General features: G+C 36.4%; 26 protein-coding genes. 3 read left to right on the forward strand and 23 right to left on the reverse strand.

Annotated features, from left to right (window positions below; all coding sequences use genetic code 11):
- Positions 1–67 precede the first annotated feature (67 nt).
- A complete protein-coding gene (locus tag AC1DMU_RS02235) occupies positions 68–1,306 on the reverse strand; it encodes a DNA polymerase IV (RefSeq protein ID WP_088064378.1) in 1,239 nt (412 codons plus the stop codon).
- Between the two features lie 144 nt (positions 1,307–1,450).
- Here AC1DMU_RS02235 and AC1DMU_RS02240 point away from each other — a divergent pair, with 144 nt between their 5' ends.
- Positions 1,451–1,651, forward strand: coding sequence for a hypothetical protein (locus AC1DMU_RS02240; protein ID WP_046956380.1), 201 nt, complete (start codon positions 1,451–1,453; stop codon positions 1,649–1,651).
- A gap of 44 nt (positions 1,652–1,695) precedes the next feature.
- On the opposite strand, the gene AC1DMU_RS02245 is transcribed toward AC1DMU_RS02240, so the two are convergent.
- On the reverse strand, positions 1,696–2,814 hold the full coding sequence (locus AC1DMU_RS02245; protein WP_048546358.1) for a tripeptidase T: 1,119 nt from the start codon (positions 2,812–2,814) through the stop codon (positions 1,696–1,698).
- A 127-nt stretch (positions 2,815–2,941) separates the two neighbouring features.
- On the reverse strand, positions 2,942–3,487 hold the full coding sequence (locus AC1DMU_RS02250) for a GNAT family N-acetyltransferase (protein ID WP_002008488.1): 546 nt from the start codon (positions 3,485–3,487) through the stop codon (positions 2,942–2,944).
- Between the two features lie 190 nt (positions 3,488–3,677).
- Here AC1DMU_RS02250 and prli42 point away from each other — a divergent pair, with 190 nt between their 5' ends.
- A complete protein-coding gene (gene prli42, locus AC1DMU_RS02255) occupies positions 3,678–3,770 on the forward strand; it encodes a stressosome-associated protein Prli42 (RefSeq protein ID WP_000549038.1) in 93 nt (30 codons plus the stop codon).
- A gap of 77 nt (positions 3,771–3,847) precedes the next feature.
- Here the strand turns inward: prli42 and AC1DMU_RS02260 are convergent, their stop codons facing one another.
- The 19 genes from AC1DMU_RS02260 to AC1DMU_RS02350 form a co-directional block, all read right to left on the reverse strand.
- Entirely contained in the window at positions 3,848–4,087 is a 240-nt protein-coding gene (locus AC1DMU_RS02260; protein WP_000281162.1) for a DUF3894 domain-containing protein, read from the reverse strand.
- Positions 4,088–4,234: 147 nt separating this feature from the next.
- Complete coding sequence (locus tag AC1DMU_RS02265; protein WP_106382652.1) at positions 4,235–4,780, reverse strand: L,D-transpeptidase; 546 nt, start codon at positions 4,778–4,780, stop codon at positions 4,235–4,237.
- Between the two features lie 15 nt (positions 4,781–4,795).
- Complete coding sequence (locus AC1DMU_RS02270; protein WP_088064379.1) at positions 4,796–5,764, reverse strand: aromatic acid exporter family protein; 969 nt, start codon at positions 5,762–5,764, stop codon at positions 4,796–4,798.
- 100 nt (positions 5,765–5,864) lie between these two features.
- Positions 5,865–6,587 carry an amino acid ABC transporter ATP-binding protein gene (locus AC1DMU_RS02275; RefSeq protein WP_087985156.1) on the reverse strand — a complete coding sequence of 241 codons (723 nt, stop codon included), beginning with the start codon at positions 6,585–6,587 and terminating at the stop codon, positions 5,865–5,867.
- A complete protein-coding gene (locus AC1DMU_RS02280) occupies positions 6,580–7,239 on the reverse strand; it encodes an amino acid ABC transporter permease (protein WP_001046922.1) in 660 nt (219 codons plus the stop codon). Before AC1DMU_RS02280 ends, AC1DMU_RS02275 begins: the two co-directional genes overlap by 8 nt.
- Positions 7,240–7,275: 36 nt before the next feature.
- The gene (locus AC1DMU_RS02285; protein WP_000735475.1) at positions 7,276–8,055 is read right to left on the reverse strand and encodes a transporter substrate-binding domain-containing protein; all 780 of its coding nucleotides are present in this window, start codon (positions 8,053–8,055) and stop codon (positions 7,276–7,278) included.
- A 252-nt stretch (positions 8,056–8,307) separates the two neighbouring features.
- The gene (locus tag AC1DMU_RS02290) at positions 8,308–8,721 is read right to left on the reverse strand and encodes a BrxA/BrxB family bacilliredoxin (protein ID WP_170968331.1); all 414 of its coding nucleotides are present in this window, start codon (positions 8,719–8,721) and stop codon (positions 8,308–8,310) included.
- 144 nt (positions 8,722–8,865) lie between these two features.
- Positions 8,866–9,273 carry a YjdF family protein gene (locus AC1DMU_RS02295; protein ID WP_073516449.1) on the reverse strand — a complete coding sequence of 136 codons (408 nt, stop codon included), beginning with the start codon at positions 9,271–9,273 and terminating at the stop codon, positions 8,866–8,868.
- 122 nt (positions 9,274–9,395) lie between these two features.
- Positions 9,396–9,860 carry an NUDIX hydrolase gene (locus AC1DMU_RS02300; protein ID WP_087985159.1) on the reverse strand — a complete coding sequence of 155 codons (465 nt, stop codon included), beginning with the start codon at positions 9,858–9,860 and terminating at the stop codon, positions 9,396–9,398.
- A gap of 70 nt (positions 9,861–9,930) precedes the next feature.
- Positions 9,931–10,635 carry a DUF421 domain-containing protein gene (locus AC1DMU_RS02305; RefSeq protein WP_048546371.1) on the reverse strand — a complete coding sequence of 235 codons (705 nt, stop codon included), beginning with the start codon at positions 10,633–10,635 and terminating at the stop codon, positions 9,931–9,933.
- A 106-nt stretch (positions 10,636–10,741) separates the two neighbouring features.
- Positions 10,742–11,920 (reverse strand): FtsW/RodA/SpoVE family cell cycle protein, encoded by a 1,179-nt coding sequence (locus AC1DMU_RS02310; RefSeq protein ID WP_087985160.1) that lies wholly within the window; start codon positions 11,918–11,920, stop codon positions 10,742–10,744.
- 340 nt (positions 11,921–12,260) lie between these two features.
- Positions 12,261–13,577 (reverse strand): dihydrolipoamide acetyltransferase family protein, encoded by a 1,317-nt coding sequence (locus AC1DMU_RS02315; RefSeq protein ID WP_088064380.1) that lies wholly within the window; start codon positions 13,575–13,577, stop codon positions 12,261–12,263.
- Positions 13,578–13,592: 15 nt separating this feature from the next.
- Positions 13,593–14,576: a 3-methyl-2-oxobutanoate dehydrogenase subunit beta gene (bfmBAB, locus tag AC1DMU_RS02320; protein ID WP_000290073.1), complete on the reverse strand. Its 984-nt coding sequence runs from the start codon at positions 14,574–14,576 to the stop codon at positions 13,593–13,595.
- A gap of 13 nt (positions 14,577–14,589) precedes the next feature.
- Complete coding sequence (bfmBAA, locus tag AC1DMU_RS02325) at positions 14,590–15,591, reverse strand: 3-methyl-2-oxobutanoate dehydrogenase subunit alpha (protein ID WP_000852549.1); 1,002 nt, start codon at positions 15,589–15,591, stop codon at positions 14,590–14,592.
- 27 nt (positions 15,592–15,618) lie between these two features.
- Positions 15,619–17,040: a dihydrolipoyl dehydrogenase gene (lpdA, locus tag AC1DMU_RS02330; RefSeq protein WP_000090438.1), complete on the reverse strand. Its 1,422-nt coding sequence runs from the start codon at positions 17,038–17,040 to the stop codon at positions 15,619–15,621.
- 4 nt (positions 17,041–17,044) lie between these two features.
- The gene (gene buk, locus AC1DMU_RS02335; protein ID WP_000056197.1) at positions 17,045–18,148 is read right to left on the reverse strand and encodes a butyrate kinase; all 1,104 of its coding nucleotides are present in this window, start codon (positions 18,146–18,148) and stop codon (positions 17,045–17,047) included.
- Between the two features lie 87 nt (positions 18,149–18,235).
- Positions 18,236–19,336 (reverse strand): leucine dehydrogenase, encoded by a 1,101-nt coding sequence (locus AC1DMU_RS02340; RefSeq protein WP_088064381.1) that lies wholly within the window; start codon positions 19,334–19,336, stop codon positions 18,236–18,238.
- A 34-nt stretch (positions 19,337–19,370) separates the two neighbouring features.
- Positions 19,371–20,270: a phosphate butyryltransferase gene (yqiS, locus tag AC1DMU_RS02345; RefSeq protein ID WP_088064382.1), complete on the reverse strand. Its 900-nt coding sequence runs from the start codon at positions 20,268–20,270 to the stop codon at positions 19,371–19,373.
- A 195-nt stretch (positions 20,271–20,465) separates the two neighbouring features.
- Positions 20,466–22,538: a sigma-54 interaction domain-containing protein gene (locus AC1DMU_RS02350; RefSeq protein ID WP_048546377.1), complete on the reverse strand. Its 2,073-nt coding sequence runs from the start codon at positions 22,536–22,538 to the stop codon at positions 20,466–20,468.
- Between the two features lie 136 nt (positions 22,539–22,674).
- Between AC1DMU_RS02350 and AC1DMU_RS02355 the strand changes: the two genes are divergently transcribed.
- Entirely contained in the window at positions 22,675–22,908 is a 234-nt protein-coding gene (locus AC1DMU_RS02355) for a DUF2627 domain-containing protein (protein ID WP_001190198.1), read from the forward strand.
- 48 nt (positions 22,909–22,956) lie between these two features.
- On the opposite strand, the gene AC1DMU_RS02360 is transcribed toward AC1DMU_RS02355, so the two are convergent.
- Complete coding sequence (locus AC1DMU_RS02360; RefSeq protein WP_048546379.1) at positions 22,957–23,685, reverse strand: glycerophosphodiester phosphodiesterase; 729 nt, start codon at positions 23,683–23,685, stop codon at positions 22,957–22,959.

Here is a 23,685-nt window from a genome sequence, read left to right on the forward strand (position 1 = left end):
GTAAAAAATTTCATAGTTAATTGTAAAAATAAAAGGTGTCATGATATTTACAGCTTCATGACACCTTCTACATAAACTTATTTTCTAATTTTTGCTGAAAAGACTTTTCTTGCTTACGTAATAATTGACTACCTCGTTGTAAAATCGGCATTCCATACTTATCATTAATTTGATCGATGACAGCAAGTAGCGGCTCTTCTTTCGCATCTTCTTCAAATGAAAACAAATCTAATTGTTTCACCGATTCTGTCTTCCACTCTATTTCAGTGGCTGTAACACCTAGTAAACGAACAGAATCACCGTCCCAATGTTGCTTCCATAAACGAGATGCTGCCTGAAAAATATCTCGTTCTTCCCAAATCGCATTTTTCAATTGCTTACTCCGTGTTACTGTCCGCCTATCATGATATTTAATCATAATTTGAATATTATAGCTGACAAGAGTTCGCTTTTGTAATCTTTTACTCACTGATTTTGATAGCCGTTCTAACATATCAAGTAATTCTTTCTCTTCATCCATATCCTTTGAAAAAGTCATCGAATTACCGACACTTTTATGTTGTCCCATTTGACTCGGGTCAACTTCCCTATCATCCATACCTTTTGCCCGCCTTTGTAAATCAACGCCATGCTTTCCAATTTTAGCGCGAATGATATGTTCGTTTCCTTTTGCTAACTGCTCAATTGTTTGTATATGAATATCATTTAATTTTTCAGCTGTTTTTTCTCCAATTCCATGCATTGCTTCAACTGGAAGTGGCCAAATCATTTCTGGAATATCTCGTTTTCGAAGCACGGTAATACCGAGAGGCTTTTTCATATCAGAAGCTGTTTTTGCTAGGAAAAGGTTAGGAGCAATTCCGATGCTACACGGAAGCTGTAACTCTGTTAATAACGCCTGCTGAATCATCTTTGCTATTTCAAGAGGTGAACCGAGTGCGTAGCAATCTGTAATATCTAAATACCCCTCATCTATAGAGACTGGTTGTATTTTTTCCGTAAAACGTGAAAGAATTTGAAACATTTGAAATGAAGCTTCACGATATAATGTAAAATTAGGACGCATTACAACTAATTGCGGGCATAACCTTTTTGCTTCCCAAAGAGGCATCGTTGTACGTATTCCATAGTCTCTTGCCTCATAACTACATGTTATAATAATTCCTTTTCTTTCTTTTTCATTTCCAGCAACTGCTAACGGCTTCCCTTGTAATGATGGGTCATGAGCAATTTCAACAGATGCGAAAAAACAATTCATATCTACATGCAAAATAACACGACCATTTTTCGGATACATTTCTCGCATAGTACTCACTCCCTAATCAGAACGTTCGTTCTTTCATTATATCAAATTTTGCATAATAGTTATAATAATTACTTGTTCTTTTCCTTTCATACATTTGATACAATTTACATAAAATGTATCAAATTACAAAAAGGGGTGATTATGATGAAATCAACTAATAAACTCAACTATACGTTCCTTGTGATTATATTAATCATAGCCATTAATTATTTACTGCTTCCTATTTTCAACTTTAATACATTTGGATTCTTCCCTCGTCTAGTACATATAGCAACAACTTATATATTGCCATGGATTTTCTTGTATTGGCTGATCCGCCTTGTAAAAGCAATCGAATCAAAATAAAAAGCGTGTAAATCAATTGTGATTTACACGCTTTTTCTATTACATTACTTCGCTACTTCTTCAATAATTGCTATAACTAATTCTGCTGTTTTCGCTAATTCTTCAACAGGAATCTTTTCGTTTGTTGTATGAATTTCTTCATAACCAACCGCTAAGTTAACTGTTGGAATACCGTGTCCTGCAATTACGTTTGCATCACTTCCGCCACCACTTTGGTGAAGAGAAGGTGTACGACCAATGTTTTCAGCTGCACGTTTTGCAACTTCTACAACGTGATCGCCCTCAGCAAATTTAAATCCTGGGTACATAACGTTTACTTCAACGTCTGCATGACCACCCATTTCTTTTGCAGTTGTTTCAAATGCTTCTTTCATTTTCGCAACTTGTGCTTCCATTTTCTCATTGATTAAAGAACGCGCTTCTGCAAAGATTTGTACATGATCGCAAACGATATTAGTTTGTGTACCACCTTCAAAACGTCCAATATTTGCAGTTGTTTCAGAATCAATACGACCAAGTGGCATCTTCGCAATTGCTTTCGCTGCGATAGTAATTGCAGATACACCTTTTTCTGGTGCTACACCAGCATGAGCTGTTTTCCCACGAATAATTGCATTCACTTTCGCTTGTGTTGGAGCTGCAACAACGATTTCACCAACTTTTCCATCGCTATCTAATGCGTAACCGTATTTCGCTGTAATGCGCTCACGATCTAATGCTTTTGCACCAACAAGACCAGATTCTTCTCCAACTGTAATAATAAATTCAATTTTACCATGAGGGATGTTTTTCTCTTTTAAAACACGAATTGCTTCGAACATTGATGCTAATCCAGCTTTATCATCCGCACCTAAAATCGTAGTACCATCTGATACGATATATCCATCTTTAATAGAAGGCTTAATTCCATTACCAGGAACTACTGTATCCATATGAGAAGTAAAGTAAATTGTATCAACACCATCTTTTGTTGCTGGTAAAGTACAAATTAAATTACCTGCACCATGCCCAGTAACAGCCATTGTGTCATCTTCAAATACTTCTACACCTAAATCTGTAAACTTCTTTGTTAATACTTTACAAATTTCTGCTTCAAATTTCGTTTCAGAATCTACTTGTACTAATTCCATAAATTCATTTACTAAACGTTCTTGATTAATCATAAGACTGCGCCTCCTGCACTACCATTATGTATGTAACACTATTAATTATAACAGAATTTCGCAAAAGTTTCGAAATACAAGACAAAAAACAGACGGTTTATATGTCTAGATAACCATCTGCTTTCTATTACTCATTTAACAATACCCAGCGCATATGATCTTCCCATACTCCATTAACCATTAACATTTTCCTAGACACGCCCTCATATTGAAAGCCTATCTTCGTCACTACTTGTATAGATGCTAAATTTCGTGGCATAATCGGTGCTTCTATACGATGTAACTGAAATTCCTCAAAAGCAACTTGAATCGCTTTTCTAAGCGCTTCTGTCGTATAACCTTTGTTTAACTCTGCCTTATCTAATTTATAGCCGAGTACACAAGATTGATAAATTCCGCGAACAATTAAATTAAATGAAATACATCCAATTATTTTCGTATCATCACCCTTTTTAAAAATCCAAAGCCTGATGATTTTACCTTCTGCAAACTCTTTTCTATCCTTTTGTAACTTTTTCTTCTGATAATCTAACGTAAAAAAATCATCCGGTCTATACTCTTCCCAAGCTTTTAAAAATTCACGATTTCTGTCGTAATATTGAAGAACTTTTTCAGCATACGACTCATCAATTTCCCTTAAATGTAAACGATTTGTTTCATATATTTTCATCATCGTATCTCCATTCTTCAGCTTGCATAACAAAAAACTTATACTCTATCATTAATTATATATTCTCTACATACATACAAATTTCCTGTTATACTTTACACGCACTTCTCGAATTTTGTCACTTCTCTCCCCTTGTCCACAATATCATTTCTCGTTACAATAATATTGTACTGATTTGCAAGGAGGCTTAACGATGCATAAAAAAGCTCAAAAAGTTATGATTTATGTAATGCTAATTTCTATGCTTGTAACAACATTACTTGCTGGCGCAAGTATGTTTTGGTAAAAAGGACGATGTGTTCGTCCTTTTTTTACTTTTTACACATAACATAATAAAATAAACCATCTCGATATCGAGATGGTTTATTTTATATAAAGCACAATCGCTACAATACTAAAGGAGAATGACATTACAAGTGCTGTTATAAAACTTGTATATTGTTTCTGCTGAAATGCTCCAATAACAAAAGTAAGATTGAGTAATGCCATACATACAATTGCTACAAGATAAGAACATATATTAAAAGTTGCCAATATGAATGTAATAACAAATAGAAATCCCATAAAAAATTGCATATACGAAATTTTAGGATTCAAGTACATATGAGCAACCCCTTTATCTAATTTTTTTATCCTGATCGGTGAGCGCTGATAATCCGCGGGTAAAAAACATCCCACTGATTAAAGTTTCACTTTATCTTTCTATACTCTCATTAACTCATGGTTATGTACACATGTCAAGACAACTTATTACAATAGAAAAAGCCAACCTTTGTTGGCTTTTTCATATGCAATGGCTCCTTTTTGTTTTGCCAATTGCTGAAATGATTTTTTCGACTTCACAATCCATACTTTCGTTCCAATTGGAATGCGATCAAATAAATACTCCACATCGTTTTTCTTCATTCTTATACATCCTTGTGAAATATACTTTCCAATTGAACTAGGTTGGTTTGTTCCATGTATTCCATATTTACTTCCATCAGTTCCTCTTGCATTAAATCCAATCCACCTTGACCCAAGTGGATTTTTCGGTGACCCACCTGGAATATCCTTCGCAATATAATACGGATCCTTCGCTTTCATTACAACATCAAAAGTTCCCTCTGGAGTTAATTCATTTGTTTTCCCTGTCGCTACTGGAAAAACCTTTTGGATCTTTCCATCGTCAATATAAGCTAGTTTATTCGTCGCTTTATTTACAATAATAAAAGGATCTCCGGCACGTGGATTATCACCAAGAGGCCAAATAGGCGATAAAGAAAGACATAATATGAAAGAGAGAAGATACGGCATAATAATTCCTACCTTCTATATAAGTTCTTTTATATTATCCTTTCCCTTAAAACGGCTTTTAATGAGTAAATATTGTTCCATTTCATACACAAGTTGAACAAGCTTCGCACGTATCTCAAATTCTTCACGTGTAACGGGCAATGGCATGTCTCTAAATAATTCTCTCATTTCTTGAAGCTGTCTTAAGGAAATAACCCCAGTACTCTCAGGGCTAATAGCATTTCCAATGTTTTCAACCACATCCGCAATCATATCAGCTTGTTCATATGTCCATGATAAAGAAGCTGCTAATGGTATCATCCGTTCTAAAATTTCGAATTGTTGCATGCGCATATTAAAATAACGATAGTAATAGCCATCTTCTCGCATAAATGCATTCTCAAGTTTCTTAAACGATACATCCCTTGCTTCATTTAGCATATTTTCAGTTTCAATAAGTTCTGCCCCGCTCCAGCTACTTTCTCTGTTTCGTAAATACACGACCATTTCAAACAAAATTGTTTTAAAGTTACTTTCTATTGTATCCTGATACTCTTTTAGCTTATTTTCACTACTTGGCATATACATATTCACTAATAAAGCCACGCTAATTCCTATCGTTAATATCGCAATTTCATTCCCAACAATAAGCCATGTAATTTGTTTCAATGAATATAGATGCATCACAATAACTGAACTCGTGACAATACCTTCTTGAATTTTGAGCATAACTGCAGTCGGAATAAATGTAAGTAATAATATACTAATTGCAAGTGGTGTATATCCAATTGTTTCAAAAATACAAAAAGCGAATACCATTGATAATACACAAGCTAAAAAACGATGTAAAGACACTTGAAGTGATTTACGTTTCGTATTTTGTACACATAATATAACTAAAATGCCCGCTGAACTATAAAATTCTAATCCTAATAACTGCGCAATAAAAACGGCTGCGCCTGTCCCTATTGCTGTTTTTACTGTACGGTATCCAATTTTGAACATAGCACTGCTCCTATATGTATAAACGTATTTACAGTTAGTATAAAAAAAGGATGACACAATGTCATCCTTTTCTACTTATTATTCACGCAACCTTTACATATTACAATATTTTTTGTAAAAATTGTTGCGCACGTTCACTTTTCGGTGCTACAAAAAATTCTGTTGGCGCGCTATCTTCTACAAGCTTTCCACCATCTAAAAAGAGAACACGATCTGCTACTTCTTTTGCAAATCCCATTTCATGTGTAACAATCACCATTGTCATTCCTGTCGTAACTAATGATTTCATAACTTCTAACACTTCTTTTACCATCTCTGGATCTAGTGCTGATGTTGGTTCATCAAATAACATCACTTCTGGTTCCATCGCTAACGCTCTCGCAATTGCTACACGTTGCTTTTGTCCTCCCGAAAGACGATTCGGATACGTATCTTTTTTATCTAATAAACCGACCTTTTCTAAAAGTTTCTCGGCTTTCTTGTCAGCTTCTTGTTTCGTTACTCCTTTTACATTGATAGGAGCATACGTAATATTTTCTAATACAGTCATATGAGGAAATAGGTGAAAATGCTGAAATACCATTCCGACATTTTCACGAACGTGCATAATATTCGTTTTCGGATTCGTTACTTCTTCCGTTCCAATCCAAATGTGACCATTTGTCGGTGCTTCTAGCACATTCATACAACGTAAAAATGTTGATTTCCCTGATCCAGACGGTCCAATAATTGCTACTACTTCCCCTTTTTCAATCGTTGTTGTAATCCCTTTTAATACTTCGTTTTTTCCAAATGATTTATGAAGGTTTTCAATTTTAATCACTTTTCTTCATTCTCCCTTCAATTGCCTTCCCGACTAATGTAAGAATAATGACTAGCATATAATAAATGAGTCCAACAAAAAGTAATGGTTCAAGATATTTAAACGTTTCACCGCCTACAATGTAAGCACGGCGCATTAAATCGGTCGCTCCTATTACTGTTACTACAGCCGATTCTTTCGTAAGTGTCGCAAACTCGTTCACAAGCGCTGGTAATATATTTTTTAATGCTTGAGGGAAAATGATATTTCGCATCATTTTCCCGTAAGGAATTCCTAAAGCCATCGCTGCTTCTGTTTGTCCTTTATCAACCGCTTGAATGCCGGCACGAATTACCTCTGACATATATGCACCTGAATTTAAGCTAAATGCTAATACAGCTGCTACGAATGCTGGTATTTCATAACCAATTATTTGCGGGACACCGAAATAAATAATCATTAATTGCAATACAAGTGGTGTACCACGGAAAATTGATGTATAAAAATCTGCCGCTATATTTAATGCTCGTATTCTAGCAATTTTGCAAAGCGCTAATAACGTTCCTAAAATAAACCCAACTAACGCTGATACTGCTACAATTTTTAAAGTAACTTCTAGGCCTTTTAGTATATATGGTATCGAAGGCGTAATCGCCGAAAAATCTAAGTTCATTCTTTTCATTCTCCTCACAGAAAAGTGAAAGGCAGCTTATTTTTCGCTGCCAAACCATTTCTTCACTAATTTATCCATTTCTCCATTTTCTTGCATTTTTTTAATTACTTTATTAAATTCTGCTGTTTTATCACTATTTTTCGGAAGGGCAATTGCTGCTCCTACTTCTTCTGGTGCTTCTTTAATTTCAATTCCTTGTAATTCTTTCATTTTTTCTAAATAATTTTTAGCAACTGTGTCTTCTATAATTGCAGCGTCAAAACGACCAGCTTTAATTTCTTGTACGATTTCTGGTATACGGTCACGTCCCTCAACTTTGAAATCTACTTGTTTTTTAAATTCTGCTGCTTTCTCTTCTTGGATAGATCCTGTTTGTACTCCTACTTTTTTCCCTTTTAAATCCTCTACAGATTGAATATTAGAATCCTTTTTAGAAACGACCATGTTTTTCGCAACAAAATATATATCTGTGAAGTCAACATTATTTTTACGCTCTGCCGTTGGCGTCATACCTGCCATTACGAAATCAACTTTTCCTGAGCTAAGGGATGCTAATAAACCACCAAAATCCATATCTTTCACTTTCACTTCATAACCAAGTTCTTTTCCGATATATTTAGCAACATCAACATCAAAGCCGATAATTTCATCACTTTTTGAAGCCTCTACGTATTCATATGGTTTATAATCTGCTGAAGTCCCCATAACCAGTACTTTCTTATTTTTTCCAGTAGCCTTTTCTTCCCCATTACTACAAGCACTGAACATACTTACAATTAAAATAAGTGCAAACGATATTGATAATAACTTCTTCATCTTTCTTCCCCCTAATAATGTATATTTAAAAGTTTAATAGAATATTTATTCGATGTTTGTATTGTATCAGCAGTTTAATTTTTATGCAATATATAAAATAAAAATAAATAAAATATCAATACAAACAACGTTTGTCATGTATAAAACATTGCATAAAACAACATAACTATGCATATCCCATAAATTTTAATACTAAATAAAAAAAGGCGGTACATCCACTTCATTGTGGACGTACCGCCTTTTCGCTTATATTTATAGTTCTTCACAATTCTCTTCGAAATAAGATTGTAGTTTTGCAATAACTTGCATTGGTTCATGACCTTCAATTTCATGACGTTCTACCATCGTTACAATTTTTCCATCTTTTAATAAAGCGAATGATGGAGAAGAAGGTGGATATCCTTCGAAATATTCACGAGCTTTTGCTGTCGCTTCTTTATCTTGACCTGCAAACACCGTTACAAGATGGTTAGGACGTTTATCATAATGTACGGAATGCGCAGCAGCAGGACGAGCAATACCACCTGCACAACCACATACAGAGTTTATCATTACAAGTGTTGTTCCATTTCTTTTAAACGCTTCTTCTACTGCTTCCGGCGTCGTCAATTCTGTATATCCAGCAGAGACAATCTCTTCACGCGCTTGGCGGACAACATCATTCATAAAAAAGTTAAAATTAATCAATCTTTTCCCTCCTCTAAAACTATCTATTTGTATCTTACCAGTTAATGTTTATGAAATACAAGTAAGTTTACTTGTATTTAGGCATAGAAAAGGTGTTAGAGCCCTTGCTCTAACACCTTTTTTTTAATGGCCACGATGCTTTTGCTTTGCTTTTTGTACTTTAATTAAACGTCTTCTTTGTTTTTCAGCTTCTCGCTTCTCTTTAGACTGCACTTTCTTTTCTTGTTTATACAATTCATAAGATAAACTAATCGCTTCTTGTGCCTTAGTAAAACGCTTTACATTTACTTCTTTTGCCGCTTGTCGTATGATACGTTTTATATTTTTTGGACGCTGTTTTTCTTCCACTTCCACACCGCATTTTGCAACATGCTGGAAATATGCTAACATTGGACCATTCACAAATATAAGTACTTCTTCATCTGAAGGTTCCATTCCAAAAATATACCTTGCTCCATACAATTTTCCTTTTTCTTTATGCGTAATAATTCCTACGAAAAATTGACCATCGTGATATACTGTCAAATCCATTGACAGCCCCTCCTTTAAAAAAATTAGAAATACTGGACATCCCGGAGGGGAAGGTTACTGACATGAAATCATGCGTCTGGACTACCGACCAGAACTGTGTTTTTGTATTTCTTTCACTATTATTATATCTCTTTTTCCATAATCTTCATATATTCACCAATCATTTTTTTATGCGATCCTACAATATAGTCAGGTAGTTCTGTTAGTGGGAAGAATGTAAGCTGAACCGCTTCTTCTTTATTCATAACAAACTCCCCTTCATATTCATCCGTATAATAGGCTGTCGTTACGGATTGAAATTCATCACCATTTGCTAGTTTTGTAAAATAATTCGCTCCCGAAAATACATTAATTAATCGCAAGTTCTTCACTTCTATTCCTGTCTCTTCATATACTTCACGGCAAGCTGTTTCTTCTGGTGATTCGCCAAGCTCCATTAATCCGCCAGGCAATCCCCATTTTCCGTAAGGCTCTGTTCTTTGCTGTAATAAAACATCCCCATTTTCATTTATAACGAGTACAACAGCACCAACTAAAATTAAAGGGCGATGACCAACTATTTTTCGTAATTCTTCTACATATCCCATCGTATCGCCTCCTTTTTCGTTGTCCACACTATTGTATCATATGTATGAAACGACAAAATGCGTATATTTTTCATTTTTTTAACAAAATATTTATTTTATGTGCTTCATCTACTGTAGCTAACATAATGGATTCAACTTCTGCGTTTTTCTCTAGAAATTCTCTCGCCCATTCTTCTGTTTTCCCTAATAAAGCAAGAACATCTTTCTGAATGCTCCCATCCTTTACTAATACAAATGAAACTGGAGATTTTTTTCCCGCCACTTTCAGATCAAGCCGCGAAACTGCTTCATATTCTGGATACTGAAATATAGAAACGACACCGTTCGCTTCCCATAATGCTAATTTAATCTTTTGAATATCACTCACATTTCGCATACGAAGTTCCGAAAATAAATATTCCACCGTAATTCTCGCTTTTTTCAAATTGCTAAAATCAATGGAACCATTGTGTATAAGAATAATAGGTGCTGGCTCTAAAAAGCGTCTCCATCTATCCCATTTCAACATTAAGACTGAGCTTATAATGTGAAGTACAACGAGTATGAACGTTGTAATCATTGATCCGAGTAATCCTACTTTTTCATCAGATAATGCGTTAGAAATATTTCCACCAAGCAATAATACTAATACGACATCTAAAAAACGAAGTTGCGCGATGGATCTTTGCCCCATCGCTTTCGCAACTAATATTAAAAATATGTATGCTATAATAGCCCGAATAACCCATTCACTATTGGAAAGATGCCGTGCCCCTTCAAAAATATGCATATGCATCACTTTGCACTCCTTACCCGTCTCAAACTGCTACTTTGTTTTAGTTTGCAACGTTTAAGAGCATATATGTAAAAAAGCTGGTTCGTATTTACACGAACCAGCTTTTTTACTTAACAGAAAACATATACTTTTTATACGTTTTCCGTACCGATAATATGAGACCCATCATAATCATATTCGAGAACAAGGAACTTCCCCCATACGATAAGAACGGTAATGCAATCCCTTTTACAGGCATTAATCCAACGATCATACCGATGTTTTGGAATATTTGAACCGTTAATATTCCAATTGCTCCAGCACATAATAATGTACCGAATAAATTATCAGCAGAATAACCGATAATAATTGTTCGATATAGTAGTAATAGGAACAAAAATACAACTAACGCGGCTACGATAAATCCACCTTCTTCGGCAATTGTAGCAAAAATAAAGTCAGTATGCTTCTCAGGGATATAGACGTTCCCTTCGCCAAATCCTTTCCCTTCCATACCGCCACTACCTACAGCTAAAATCGATTGCTGTGTTTGATAACCTTGATCTGCATTTTCAAATGGATTTAACCAACCTACAATACGTGATTGTTGGTGAGGTTTTAGTAACGTAACTAACTTATTAAAGAAGAAATCCTCATACCTTACGTAAATAAATATTAACGTAGATAATACGGTCACCGGAATAACTGTACATAACGCTATCAATTTCTTCTGAATACCTGACATAAATAAAATACATGCAATAGCAGCAGCATATAAGAACACCATCCCTGTATCCGGTTGGCTATATACAACAGCCATAGGCGGAAGGGATACTAACACAATTTTACCTACTAATTGTAAATCCGTTTGGAATGTCCTTGCCATATACTGTGCATTATGTTTCACTGCTATACTTGCTACTACGAGAAGCAATGAAATTTTGAAAAACTCAGATGGTTGAATTTGTCCAACTAACGGAAATACAAACCATCTTTTTGCACCTAATTTTTCAGGTGTGAAAGTGGAAACCGGTAGTATTTTCAAAAGAATAAGTGAACCAAATCCAACGATATAAAGTGGCCAAGACAATTTTTGTAATTGATCTAAGTCGATGCTTGCAACAAGCAATAACAATACAACTCCAATTATGTAGTTCAAACCCTGTTTCATCGCAAAGTTTGCCTCTCCATATTGGCCAGTTTGCTGACTGCTATATATAGCGGCTATACTCGTAACACATAATGCTAACAAAATTAATATTAATTTTACATCTAAACTTTTTAGAAACTCGGTACTTCTTTTCATGACATCCTCCTGAAACATTGTTACAGCAAAATAAAAAACCAGGAGTCAACATTCTTCATGTTTTGACGACTGATTACACATTATCTATAAAACACTTATATAGAATAACTCTCTTTTTCATACAATACAATATATTATACTACAGTTTCGTCAGTAAGATTTGCCAAAAAAATTATTCTTTTCTTATTTTATATCCATATACCATATATCAGCAATGTATTTTCATAAATTCCTAATACATAATCGTTCATTGTAAGATTACTGGGGAAGATATTATACATATAGTAGGATGTAGATGAAGAAATAAGATGATAAAAAGCTCGCATAAGCGAGCTTTTTATTAATATACAGATGTATTATTTTCTGACGTATTTTCTAAAATTTCTTTTACACGTCCTAAGAACTTACCACAAATTAAGCCATCTAGTACACGATGATCAAGTGATAAACATAAGTTAACCATGTCGCGAGCACCGAACATACCATTATCCATAATTACTGGGCGTTTTACAATTGATTCAACTTGTAAAATAGCCGCTTGTGGATAATTAATAATACCCATAGATTGAACAGAACCAAATGATCCTGTGTTATTAATTGTAAATGTTCCACCTTGCATTTCGTCCGCTTTTAACGATTTCGTACGTACTTTTCCTGCAAGCTCTGTAATTTCACGAGCGATACCTTTAATCGTCTTCTCATCCGCGTGTTTAATTACTGGTACAAATAGTTCGTCCTCTGTTGCAACAGCGATAGAAAGGTTAATATCTTTCTTCTGAACGATCTTATCGCCAGCCCACATTGAATTGATTTGAGGATACTCTTTTAACGCTTGCGCTACTGCTTTTACGAAGAAAGCAAAGAACGTTAAATTAAAGCCTTCGCGCTTTTTGAAATCACCTTTAATTGAATTACGGTATGACACAAGGTTTGTCACATCTACTTCAATCATCATCCAAGCATGTGGCGCTTCGTGTTTACTACGTAACATGTTCGCTGCAATTGCTTTACGCACACCTGTTACTGGAATTTCGATATCGCCAGGCATTGTTGGTACAGAAACTGGTTTTGCAGTTTCTACTTTTTGTGCTACTGGCGCTGCTTTTGGTGCTTCTGGACGCTCTTCTACTACTGCTGCTACCGCTTCCTCTTTCTTCGCACCTGCTTGCGGAATATTTCCAGATTCCACTAGCTTTAAAATATCTTTACGAGTGATACGGCCATTTGCTCCCGTACCTTCTACTAAATCTAAATCAACATTATGCTCACCTGCAAGTTTTAAAACAGCTGGTGAAAAACGTGGTTTTCCATCAGTTGGTTGTTTTGCTTTCGGTGCTTTTTCAGACGTAGCTACTTCTAACTTTGGTTCTTCTTTAGTTTTTTCCTCAACAGCTGTCGCTGCTACTTCATCTGCGCCTTCTACTTGAATAACACAAACTACTTCACCTACAGCTAACGTCTCACCTTCACCAGCAATTAATTCTTTCACAATACCAGTGAAAGAAGATGGTACTTCAGCATTTACTTTATCAGTCATTACTTCTGCAAGTGGATCATACTTGTTTACATGATCGCCAACATTAACGAGCCATTTACTAATTGTACCCTCTGTAACGCTCTCCCCGAGCTGAGGCATTGTGATATTTTCTACAGCCATGTATAGTCCCCCCGATTAAAATTCCGCAAGTTCACGCATTGCTTTTTCAACTTTATCTGGATTTACCATAAAGAATTTTTCCATTGTTGGTGCATATGGCATTGCTGGAACGTCTGGACCTGCAAGACGTGCGATTGGCGCATCTAAATCAAACAGACAGTTTTCAGCAATAATTGCTGCCACTTCACTTATAATACTTCCTTCTTTATTGTCCTCTGTTACAAGAAGAACTTTACCTGTTTTAGAAGCTGCTTCAATGATTGCTTCTTTATCTAATGGATATACAGTACGTAAATCAAGAACATGTGCAGAGATGCCATCTTGCGCTAACTTTTCAGCTGCTTGAAGAGCAAAGTGAACACATAATCCGTATGTGATAACAGTAATATCATCACCTTCGCGTTTTACATCTGCTTTTCCGATTGGTAATACGTAATCATCCTCTGGCACTTCACCTTTAATTAAGCGATATGCACGCTTATGCTCAAAGAATAATACTGGATCTTCATCACGAATTGCTGCTTTTAATAAACCTTTTGCATCATACGGTGTAGAAGGAATGACAATTTTTAAACCTGGTTGGTTCGCAAACATCGCTTCCACAGATTGTGAATGATACAATGCACCGTGAACACCGCCGCCAAATGGCGCACGAATTGTAACTGGACAAGTCCAATCGTTATTAGAACGATAACGAATTTTTGCTGCCTCAGAAACAATTTGGTTTACTGCTGGCATGATGAAATCAGCAAACTGCATTTCAGCGATTGGACGCATACCATACATTGCCGCACCAATTGCTACCCCAGCAATTGCAGATTCTGCAAGCGGTGCATCAAGCGCACGATCTTCACCAAATTGATCATATAATCCGTGTGTCGCTTTAAATACGCCACCTTTTTTACCAACATCTTCACCTAAAACAAATACTTTCTCATCGCGTTCCATTTCTTCGCGCATTGCTAATGTAATAGCATCAATATAAGACATTACAGCCATGAAACGTTCCCCCCTATTCTGCGTATACGTGCTTCAATGCATCTTCAGGTGCTGCATACGGAGCATTTTCTGCATATTCTGTTGCTTCATTTACGATATGCATAATTTCGTCTAACATTTGTTTTTCAAATTCCTCAGTTAACACGCCAGCTTCTTTTAAATAAGCTGCAAATGTTATGATTGAATCTTTTTTCTTTGCTTCTTCTACTTCTTCTTTATCACGATAAACACGATCATCGTCGTCACTAGAATGTGCTGTTAAACGATATGATACTGTTTCAATTAAAGTTGGGCCTTCACCACGACGGCCGCGGTCTGCTGCCTCTTTTACAGCTTTATATACTGCAAGTGGATCGTTTCCGTCTATTGTATATCCAGGCATACCGTAACCAATTGCACGGTCTGATACGTTTTTACATGCTAATTGTTTTTCAACTGGAATAGAGATTGCGTATTTATTATTTTCACACATGAAAATAACAGGTAGTTTGTGTACACCAGCAAAGTTTGCCCCTTCATGGAAGTCACCTTGGTTTGAAGAACCTTCTCCAAATGTAACAAACGTTACTAAATCTTTCTTTTCCATTTTTCCAGCTAATGCAATACCAACTGCATGTGGTACTTGCGTTGTTACTGGAGATGATCCTGTCACAATACGATTTTTCTTTTGACCGAAGTGACCAGGCATTTGACGACCACCAGAGTTTGGATCTCCAGCTTTCGCGAAAGCAGACAACATAAGCTCTTTAGCTGTCATACCGAACGCTAGTACAACACCCATATCACGGTAGTATGGTAATGCATAATCTTTCTCTCTATCAAGAGCGAATGCTGCTCCAACTTGTGCAGCCTCTTGTCCTTGACAAGAAATTACGAATGGAATTTTACCCGCACGGTTTAATAACCACATACGTTCGTCGATTTTACGTGCAAGTAACATCGTACGGAACATTTCTAATACTTGCTCATCACTTAAGCCAAGCTCTTCATGGCGCTTTTCTTTTACTTCTGCCATTTTTCATAACCTCCTAAATCCACATTTTTATGCGTGTAACGCTTTTCCATCTACAGCTAATGCTGCTTCACCAATCGCCTCAGATAATGATGGATGCGGATGAATTGTATGTGCTACTTCCCACGGTGTTGCATCAAGTACTCTTGCAAGACCAGCTTCAGAAATCATATCTGTTACATGTGGTCCAATCATATGAACACCAAGAATGTCATTTGTTTCTTCATCAACTACAAGTTTTACGAAACCATCTGATTCGCCGTATACAAGTGCTTTTCCGATTGCACGGAATGAGAACTTACCTACTTTTAACTTATAGCCTTTTTCTTTCGCTTCTTGTTCTGTTAAACCGACAGAAGCAACTTCTGGACTGCTATATACGCATTTTGATACCATAGAGTAATCAATTGGTGTAACTTCTTTACCAGCAATATGTTCCACTGCAACAATTCCTTCATGAGAAGCAACGTGAGCAAGTTGTAAGCCGCCGATTACATCTCCGATTGCGTAAATATGAGATTCTTTCGTTTGATAAAACTCATTTGTTTGAATGTATCCTTTTTCCACAACGATATCCGTATTCTCTAAACCAATATTTTGCGTATTGGCTTGTCTTCCTACAGATACAAGCATTTTTTCTGCTTTAAATTCTTTATTCTCACCGTTATGTTCAGCTTGAATTGTTACTCCGTTATCTTTTACCAATGTTTCTGGTAATACTTTTGCACCAGTTACCACTTTAATACCTTTTTTCTTGAATAGACGTTGCATTTCTTTTGAAACGTCCTGATCTTCTAGTGGTAATATCGTTTTCGCATACTCTAATACTGTAACTTCTACACCGAAGTCAGCAAGCATAGATGCCCACTCAATACCGATTACACCGCCACCAACGATAATAATTGAGCTAGGAAGCGTTTCCATTTTTAGGGCATGATCGGAAGACATTACATACTCTCCGTCTAATTCTAAACCTGGTAACGAATTCGGACGAGAACCTGTTGCAACAAGTACATTTTTTGGAATTAACATTTCATTCTCTTCTCCACTTGCAAGTTCAACTGAAATTGTCCCTGGCATTGGAGAGAAAATAGATGGGCCAAGAATACGGCCGATACCTTCAAACACATCAATTTTACCTTGTTTCATTAAGTGTTGAACACCTTTATGAAGTTGCGTTACAATCTTCTCTTTACGCTCTTGCACTTTCGCAAAGTTTAGTTCTACATTACTTGCAATAACTCCGAACTCTTCGCTTTTTTTAGCAGTTGCGTATACTTCCGCACTACGTAAAAGAGCTTTACTAGGAATACATCCTTTGTGCAAACAAGTACCACCAAGATTTTCTTTTTCAACAAGTGCAGTTTTTAAACCTAGTTGTGATGCTCGAATAGCAGCAACATATCCACCAGTACCGCCGCCAACGATGACTAAATCATATTCTCTTGCCATTATCTCAACCCCTAGCTACTGTTTGTTTTTCTCGTACAACATACTCTTTCGGCGCTTCTTCTTCACGTAATACACGAAGTGCTCCTTCTGCTAATGCTTGTAATTCATCTTCCCCTGGATGTACGATAACATCTGCAATCCAGTCAACACGTTCTTTTATTTCATCAACAAGAATTTTACTGTACGCAAGTCCACCAGTTAAAACGATTGCATCAATTTTCCCGTGAAGTACAGCGCTAGCTCCGCCAATCTCTTTTGCAACTTGATATGCCATTGCTTTATAAATAAGAGTTGCTTCCGGATCACCTTTTTCAACCATTTGTTCTACTTTGATCGCATCATTTGTACCGATTAGGCTTACAAGTCCACCTTGTCCAACAAGTTTTTTAACCATTTCGTCACGGTAATACTCACCAGAGAAACACATCTCCACTAATTGCCCTACCGGTACTGTACCCGCACGCTCTGGACTAAATGGGCCTTCTCCGTTTAAGCCGTTATTCACATCAATAACTTTTCCTTTTTTATGAGCACCAACTGTAATACCGCCACCCATATGTGTAACTAATAAATTTAAATCCTCGTATTTGTGATTTAATTCTTCAGCCACTTTACGAGCAACTGCTTTTTGGTTTAATGCATGGAAAATACTTTTACGTTCCATACCAGCAATACCACTTATACGAGCAACCGGCTCCATTTCATCTACAACGACAGGATCTACTATGAATGCCGGAATATTTAATCCAGAAGCGATTTCATATGCTAAAATACCTCCAAGGTTTGAAGCATGATGACCGCTAAACCCATTTTTCAAATCTTCTAACATCGAATCGTTTACTGTGTATGTTCCGCCTTCGATTGGACGAAGTAATCCCCCACGCCCACAAACTGCGTTTAACTTTGAAATGTTAATACCGTGAGAATGTAGAACTTCTAAAATCGTTTCTTTGCGAAACTCATATTGATCGATAATTCTCTTATATTTTCCAATTTGTTCTTCGTCATGACGAATAGTTTCTTCTAAAACGGGCCTTTCATTATCAAAAACACCAATTTTTGTGGATGTACTACCCGGATTAATAACAAGAATTCGATTTAAAGACACTGTTGCTACCTCCACTAATAAATTCAAAAGGAGGTGGAAACCTCATAAGAGGTAACCACACCTTTTGTAAAAGTAATATATGAATGATTAGCGACGGCTAATAATGTCGTGACCGTTGCGTAAGTATGTGCTACGAGAGTTTTTCAAGCTTGCAATGCGCTCTTCAGCTAAACGATCTGCTGATACATAAGTTGCAATGCCATCACGTTTTGAAATTTCGATTACTTTTGCAATTGTGTCATAAATAGACTCAACACGTTTTAGTGCACGTTCTCTATTGTATCCATATAATTCGTCTGCTACGTTAATTACACCACCAGCATTAATAACATAGTCTGGTGCGTATACAATACCCATTTCATGAATCATGTCGCCGTGACGATTTTCTTTTAATTGGTTATTTGCAGAACCTGCGATTACTTTTGCTTTAAGTTGTGGAATAGTTTCGTCATTAACTGTTGCGCCTAATGCACATGGTGCGTAAATATCACATTCAACACCGTAAATTTCATTTGGCTCAACTGCTGATGCACCGAATTCTTCTACCGCGCGTTGTACAGCTTCTTTATTAATATCTGTAACGATTAATTTTGCTCCTTCAGCATGTAAATGTTTGCATAGGTGATACGCTACGTTACCAACACCTTGAACAGCAATTACTTTTCCTTCTAAATTATCAGTACCGAAAGCCTCTTTCGCAGCTGCTTTCATACCACGATAAACACCGTATGCAGTTACTGGAGATGGGTTACCAGAAGAACCGAATGATGGTGAAATACCTGTTACAAAATCAGTTTCTTCGTGAATAATATCCATATCATCTACTGTTGTACCAACATCTTCAGCTGTAATGTAACGTCCGTTTAGTCCTTGAATGTATCGTCCTAATGCACGGAACATCGCTTCGCTCTTATCTTTACGTGGATCACCGATAATTACTGTTTTCGCACCACCTAAGTTTAAGCCAGCTGCTGCGTTTTTGTATGTCATCCCTTTTGCAAGACGCAATGCATCTTCAATCGCCGCTTCTTCAGAATCATATGTCCACATTCTTGTTCCACCAAGAGCTGGTCCAAGTGTTGTATCATGAATTGCGATGATTGCTTTTAAACCAGATTCTTTATCTTGACAAAATACTACTTGCTCATAATCATATTTTTCTAAGTATTCGAAGATTTCTAATGTCATTGTCGTTTCCCCCTAGTGTTTTACCCTGTTTGGTTTATTTTGAAGCAGTCGTAACTGCCAATGCTAATGAATATACTTTTGTTTCTGCTGAATCAGCACGAGATGTTAAAACAATCGGTGCTTTTGCGCCAGCAATCATAGCTCCTACTTTTGCATCCGCAAAGTATACGAGTGATTTGTACAGCACATTTCCAGCTTCAATCGTTGGGACGAGTAAAATGTCTGCTTTACCTGCTACATCACTTACTATGCCTTTATGTTCTGCTGCAATTTGTGATACTGCATTATCTAAAGCAAGTGGTCCATCAACGACACAATTTTTAATTTGTCCGCGGCGATTCATTTGAGTTAACATCGCGGCATCAATTGTCGCTTGCATCGCAGGATTCACAACCTCTACTGCTGCAATTGGTGCTACCTTTGGCAAATCTATTCCTATTGCCTGGGCAACTTCTACAGTATTCTGTATAATAGCAGCTTTTTGTGTTACATCAGGTGCAATGTTCATCGCTGCATCTGTAACAAAGATAAGACGATCGTAATTTGGAACTTCAAATGCTGCAACGTGTGAAAGTGCGCTACCTTTACGAAGTCCCCACTCTTTATTTAATACAGCTTTCAAAATATTTGCTGTTGGGATGTTTCCCTTCATAAGCACATCTGCTTCGCCATTTCTTACAGCTTTAACAGAAAGTTCTGCAGCCTCAGCACTTGACGCTGCTGCAATCACTTCAATGTATTCTGAAGTTTGTAAACCATGTTCTTGTAGCATCCCCATTATTTTTTCTTGATTTCCATATAGACGAAATTGAGCTAGCTGTAATTTAATTGCTTTCGCTACAGCTTCAATTACTTCATGATCTTCAGCTACTGCTACAGCCACAGTTTTTTTAGGCTGTCCTGCTGCTTGATCAATTAAGTGTTCTAACTTCATATTTTGTAATCAACCCTTTCCGTCGTCCCTCGTCTATTTATAAAGCAAATACCGTGCCAACTTTCAAAAGTGGTCTTACCAATAATGAAAACGCATTCAAAATGCAGTAAAATCAATACTTTGGAAAATAACGAAACATTCTGTCTTGTTTTGTCGCTTTTTGTATACCATGCAATAAATTGCACGGTACGCAATTTATTGCATGCTATTTTTTGCACACTCATACTTTTCTAGCTTGTAATATAAATTTCGAACCGAAATTCCTAATGCTCTTGCAGTTTTTGTTTTATTTCCATCAAACCTCTCTAAACATTCATGAATGATATGCCCTTCAAACTCTGTCACTAATTGTTCAAGTGGCTTTTCTTCTAATTCAGGTAATAAGTTATTTTGTTTTACCTCAGTCTGCTCCTCTGTATGTAAAGGTGGTAAATGATGGACATCAATATATATTTCGTTATAATTCATAAAGATAATAGCTCGTCCTAAAATGTTTTCAAGCTCCCTCACATTTCCTGGCCATTCATATGATTGTAAATATGAAATAGCCGAATCAGTGAGCCCCTCTACATTCCGACCATAATCTTGGTTAATTTTTTGAATCAATCTGTCTGCAATTGCCGGTATATCTCCTTTTCGCTGACGAAGAGACGGAATTTGAATTGGAATTTTATTTAATCGATAATATAAATCCTCTCTAAACTCTCCTTCTAGAATGCCCTTTTCTAAATTCACATGTGTCGCTGCAATTACCCGGACATTTATAGGTATCGCTTTCGTTCCACCAACTTTTACAATTTCTTTTTCTTGCAACACGCGAAGGAGTTTCGCTTGCGTATTTGCAGACAATTCTCCTATTTCATCTAAAAAGATACTACCGTTATTCGCTTCCTCAAAAAAACCTCGTTTTCCGCCTCTTTTTGCTCCTGAAAATGCACCTTCCTCATAACCGAATAATTCACTTTCTAATAAAGTCTCGGAAATAGCAGCACAGTTTACCCGGACGAATTTATTATATTTTCGATTACTTCCATTATGAATTGCATGTGCAAACAATTCTTTACCCGTTCCAGATTCTCCGCGTAGTAATACTGTTGCCGGTGTATTCGCTCCAAGTTTCGCCTGTTCAATAGCGGCCGTTGTTTCATCTGAATTTCCGACAATGTCATCAAATGAATATTTCGCTTCTAACGTTCGAATAATTTGCCTTGCTCTATTCAATTCATTTGTTAACTTTTGAATTTCTGATACGTCACGAATTACACCAACGCTTCCTTTCAATATCCCATCCACTATAACTGGCGCTACGTTTACAATTACATCACGCTTCTTTTGTCCAATCTTCATATGTATTCCGCGTACCGCCCTACGCGTTCGAAGTACTTTCATATGCATACTTTCACCTTCTACAATATCAGTTGTAGCCGGTTTCCCAATAATGTCCTCTTCTGTTAAACCTGTTAATTTCGTATACGCAGGGTTAATTACTAATCCTCTTCCCTTTTCATCCACGACCGAAATTGCTTCCTCAGACGAGTTGATAATCGCCTCAAGTAACGTTTGAATCTCCTTTAAATCTGTAACTTCTTCCGCAAGATCTACAACCTCTGTTATATCTTTAAAAATCGCAAATGCCCCTTGTACCTCTCCTCCCTCTTTTAATATTGGAATACGGGTTGTAATAATTTTCTTTTCATTCTCTAATGTCAGTTCATAATTTACTTCTATTTGTTTCGTACGTATAATACGAAGCAACTTACTAGTCGGAATAACTTCTAAAATATATTTCCCTACCGCATCTTCTTTTTTATATCCGATAATACGCTCTGCACTTTTATTAAATAGGCGTACTTGTCCCTCTCGATCAATCACAATCATACCGTCATGCGTAGAATTTAAAATTAAATCCCCTTGCTGCGTCTGTTCTTCTAATTTTCCAATTAAACTTTCCTTCTCATGTGCTAATCTCGTAACAATTTTCGCAATATCACCTGGTATAAGAAGAGTATCTTTATGCTTTTTCTTTATTAAATCTTTATGTAAATCATCGTCACCCGTCATATCAAACATTACATCAATATGCATAGAAAGAAACGGCGTTACACTCTCTCCAATTGTAACCCCATATTCCTTAGCCATTTGTAATCCCTTTGCTATCGGATTTATATCAATAATCCCTATAATTTGAAATATATTTGAACTTTGTAACAGATTCAGCAGTGTACTACCACCTTCACCTGCACCAACAATTAAAACTTTTTGTTTCATATATTACACTTCCTCTCGAAGTATCTCTGCAAAATTTTTCACACCCTTATCTTACTCGTTCAGCCCCCTCTTGACAAACCCCCTTTTCATATAACATCATTGAAATAAACAAAATAATCTGAAAAGGAGCGTTTATATGCAGCGTTACCTTGCTCTATCATTAGCACTCATCCCTATTTCATTAGCTGTGTTTGGCATTAAGTTAATGAGAGATACTGTATTCGGGATTCTATTTCCTCCACTCTCTATACTATGGTTACAATTTTTAATCGGCGCTCTCTGCTTCGGGCTCGGGTTTTATATCTTCGGAGGCTTCGTCTTACACCGAGACCGTAAACGAAATAAAGTACAAGCTCGCTTTAGAAGGTAGGAAGGCCCCACTATTTATAAATAAAAAATGAGACCGTTACACGCGGTCTCATTTTTTTATTGGCAATAACATTCTTGCTGTTTCGGGGTAATCAGTAATAATCGCCGAAATATTCATATCAAAATATTTACGCATAAGCGTTTCTTCATTTATTGTATAGGGCCGAACCTCTACACCACTTTCCATCGTTAATTCAGCAACAGCATCTTGAAGATAACGATAATTAGGGTGCACTGCTGTAGCGCCCATTTTTTTCGCATACGCCCACGGACTATGCAAACCTTCACGATATAAAATCGCTGTTTGAATATCAGGAGCCATCATATGACACCTTTTCATACTGTAGTGATTAAATGAAGAAAATATAACACGATCTTCTAGATTACATTTCCGTACAAGCGTTATAACTTCTTCCTCTAAACCTCTGTATGGAATTTTATTATTTTTCAGTTCAATATTAAGTAGCAACTCTGTTTTATCAATCCATTCTAACACCTCTTCTAAAAGAGGTATTTTACAAAAGCCTACTTTATCACCGAATTTATAGCTCGCATCTAATTTACATAAATCCTCATATAAATAATTACGAACCGCACCTTTTCCATTTGTTGTCCGGTCCACTGTTTCATCATGAATGACGACAACTTTTCCATCTTTCGTTAATTGAACATCAAGCTCAATTCCATCTGCTCTAAAAGATTCAGCTGCTTCAAATGAAATCATTGTATTTTCTGGGTACGTTCCCGCTGCACCACGATGTGCAAATATAAGAGTCAT

Source organism: Bacillus sp. 01N45, from assembly GCF_056399205.1.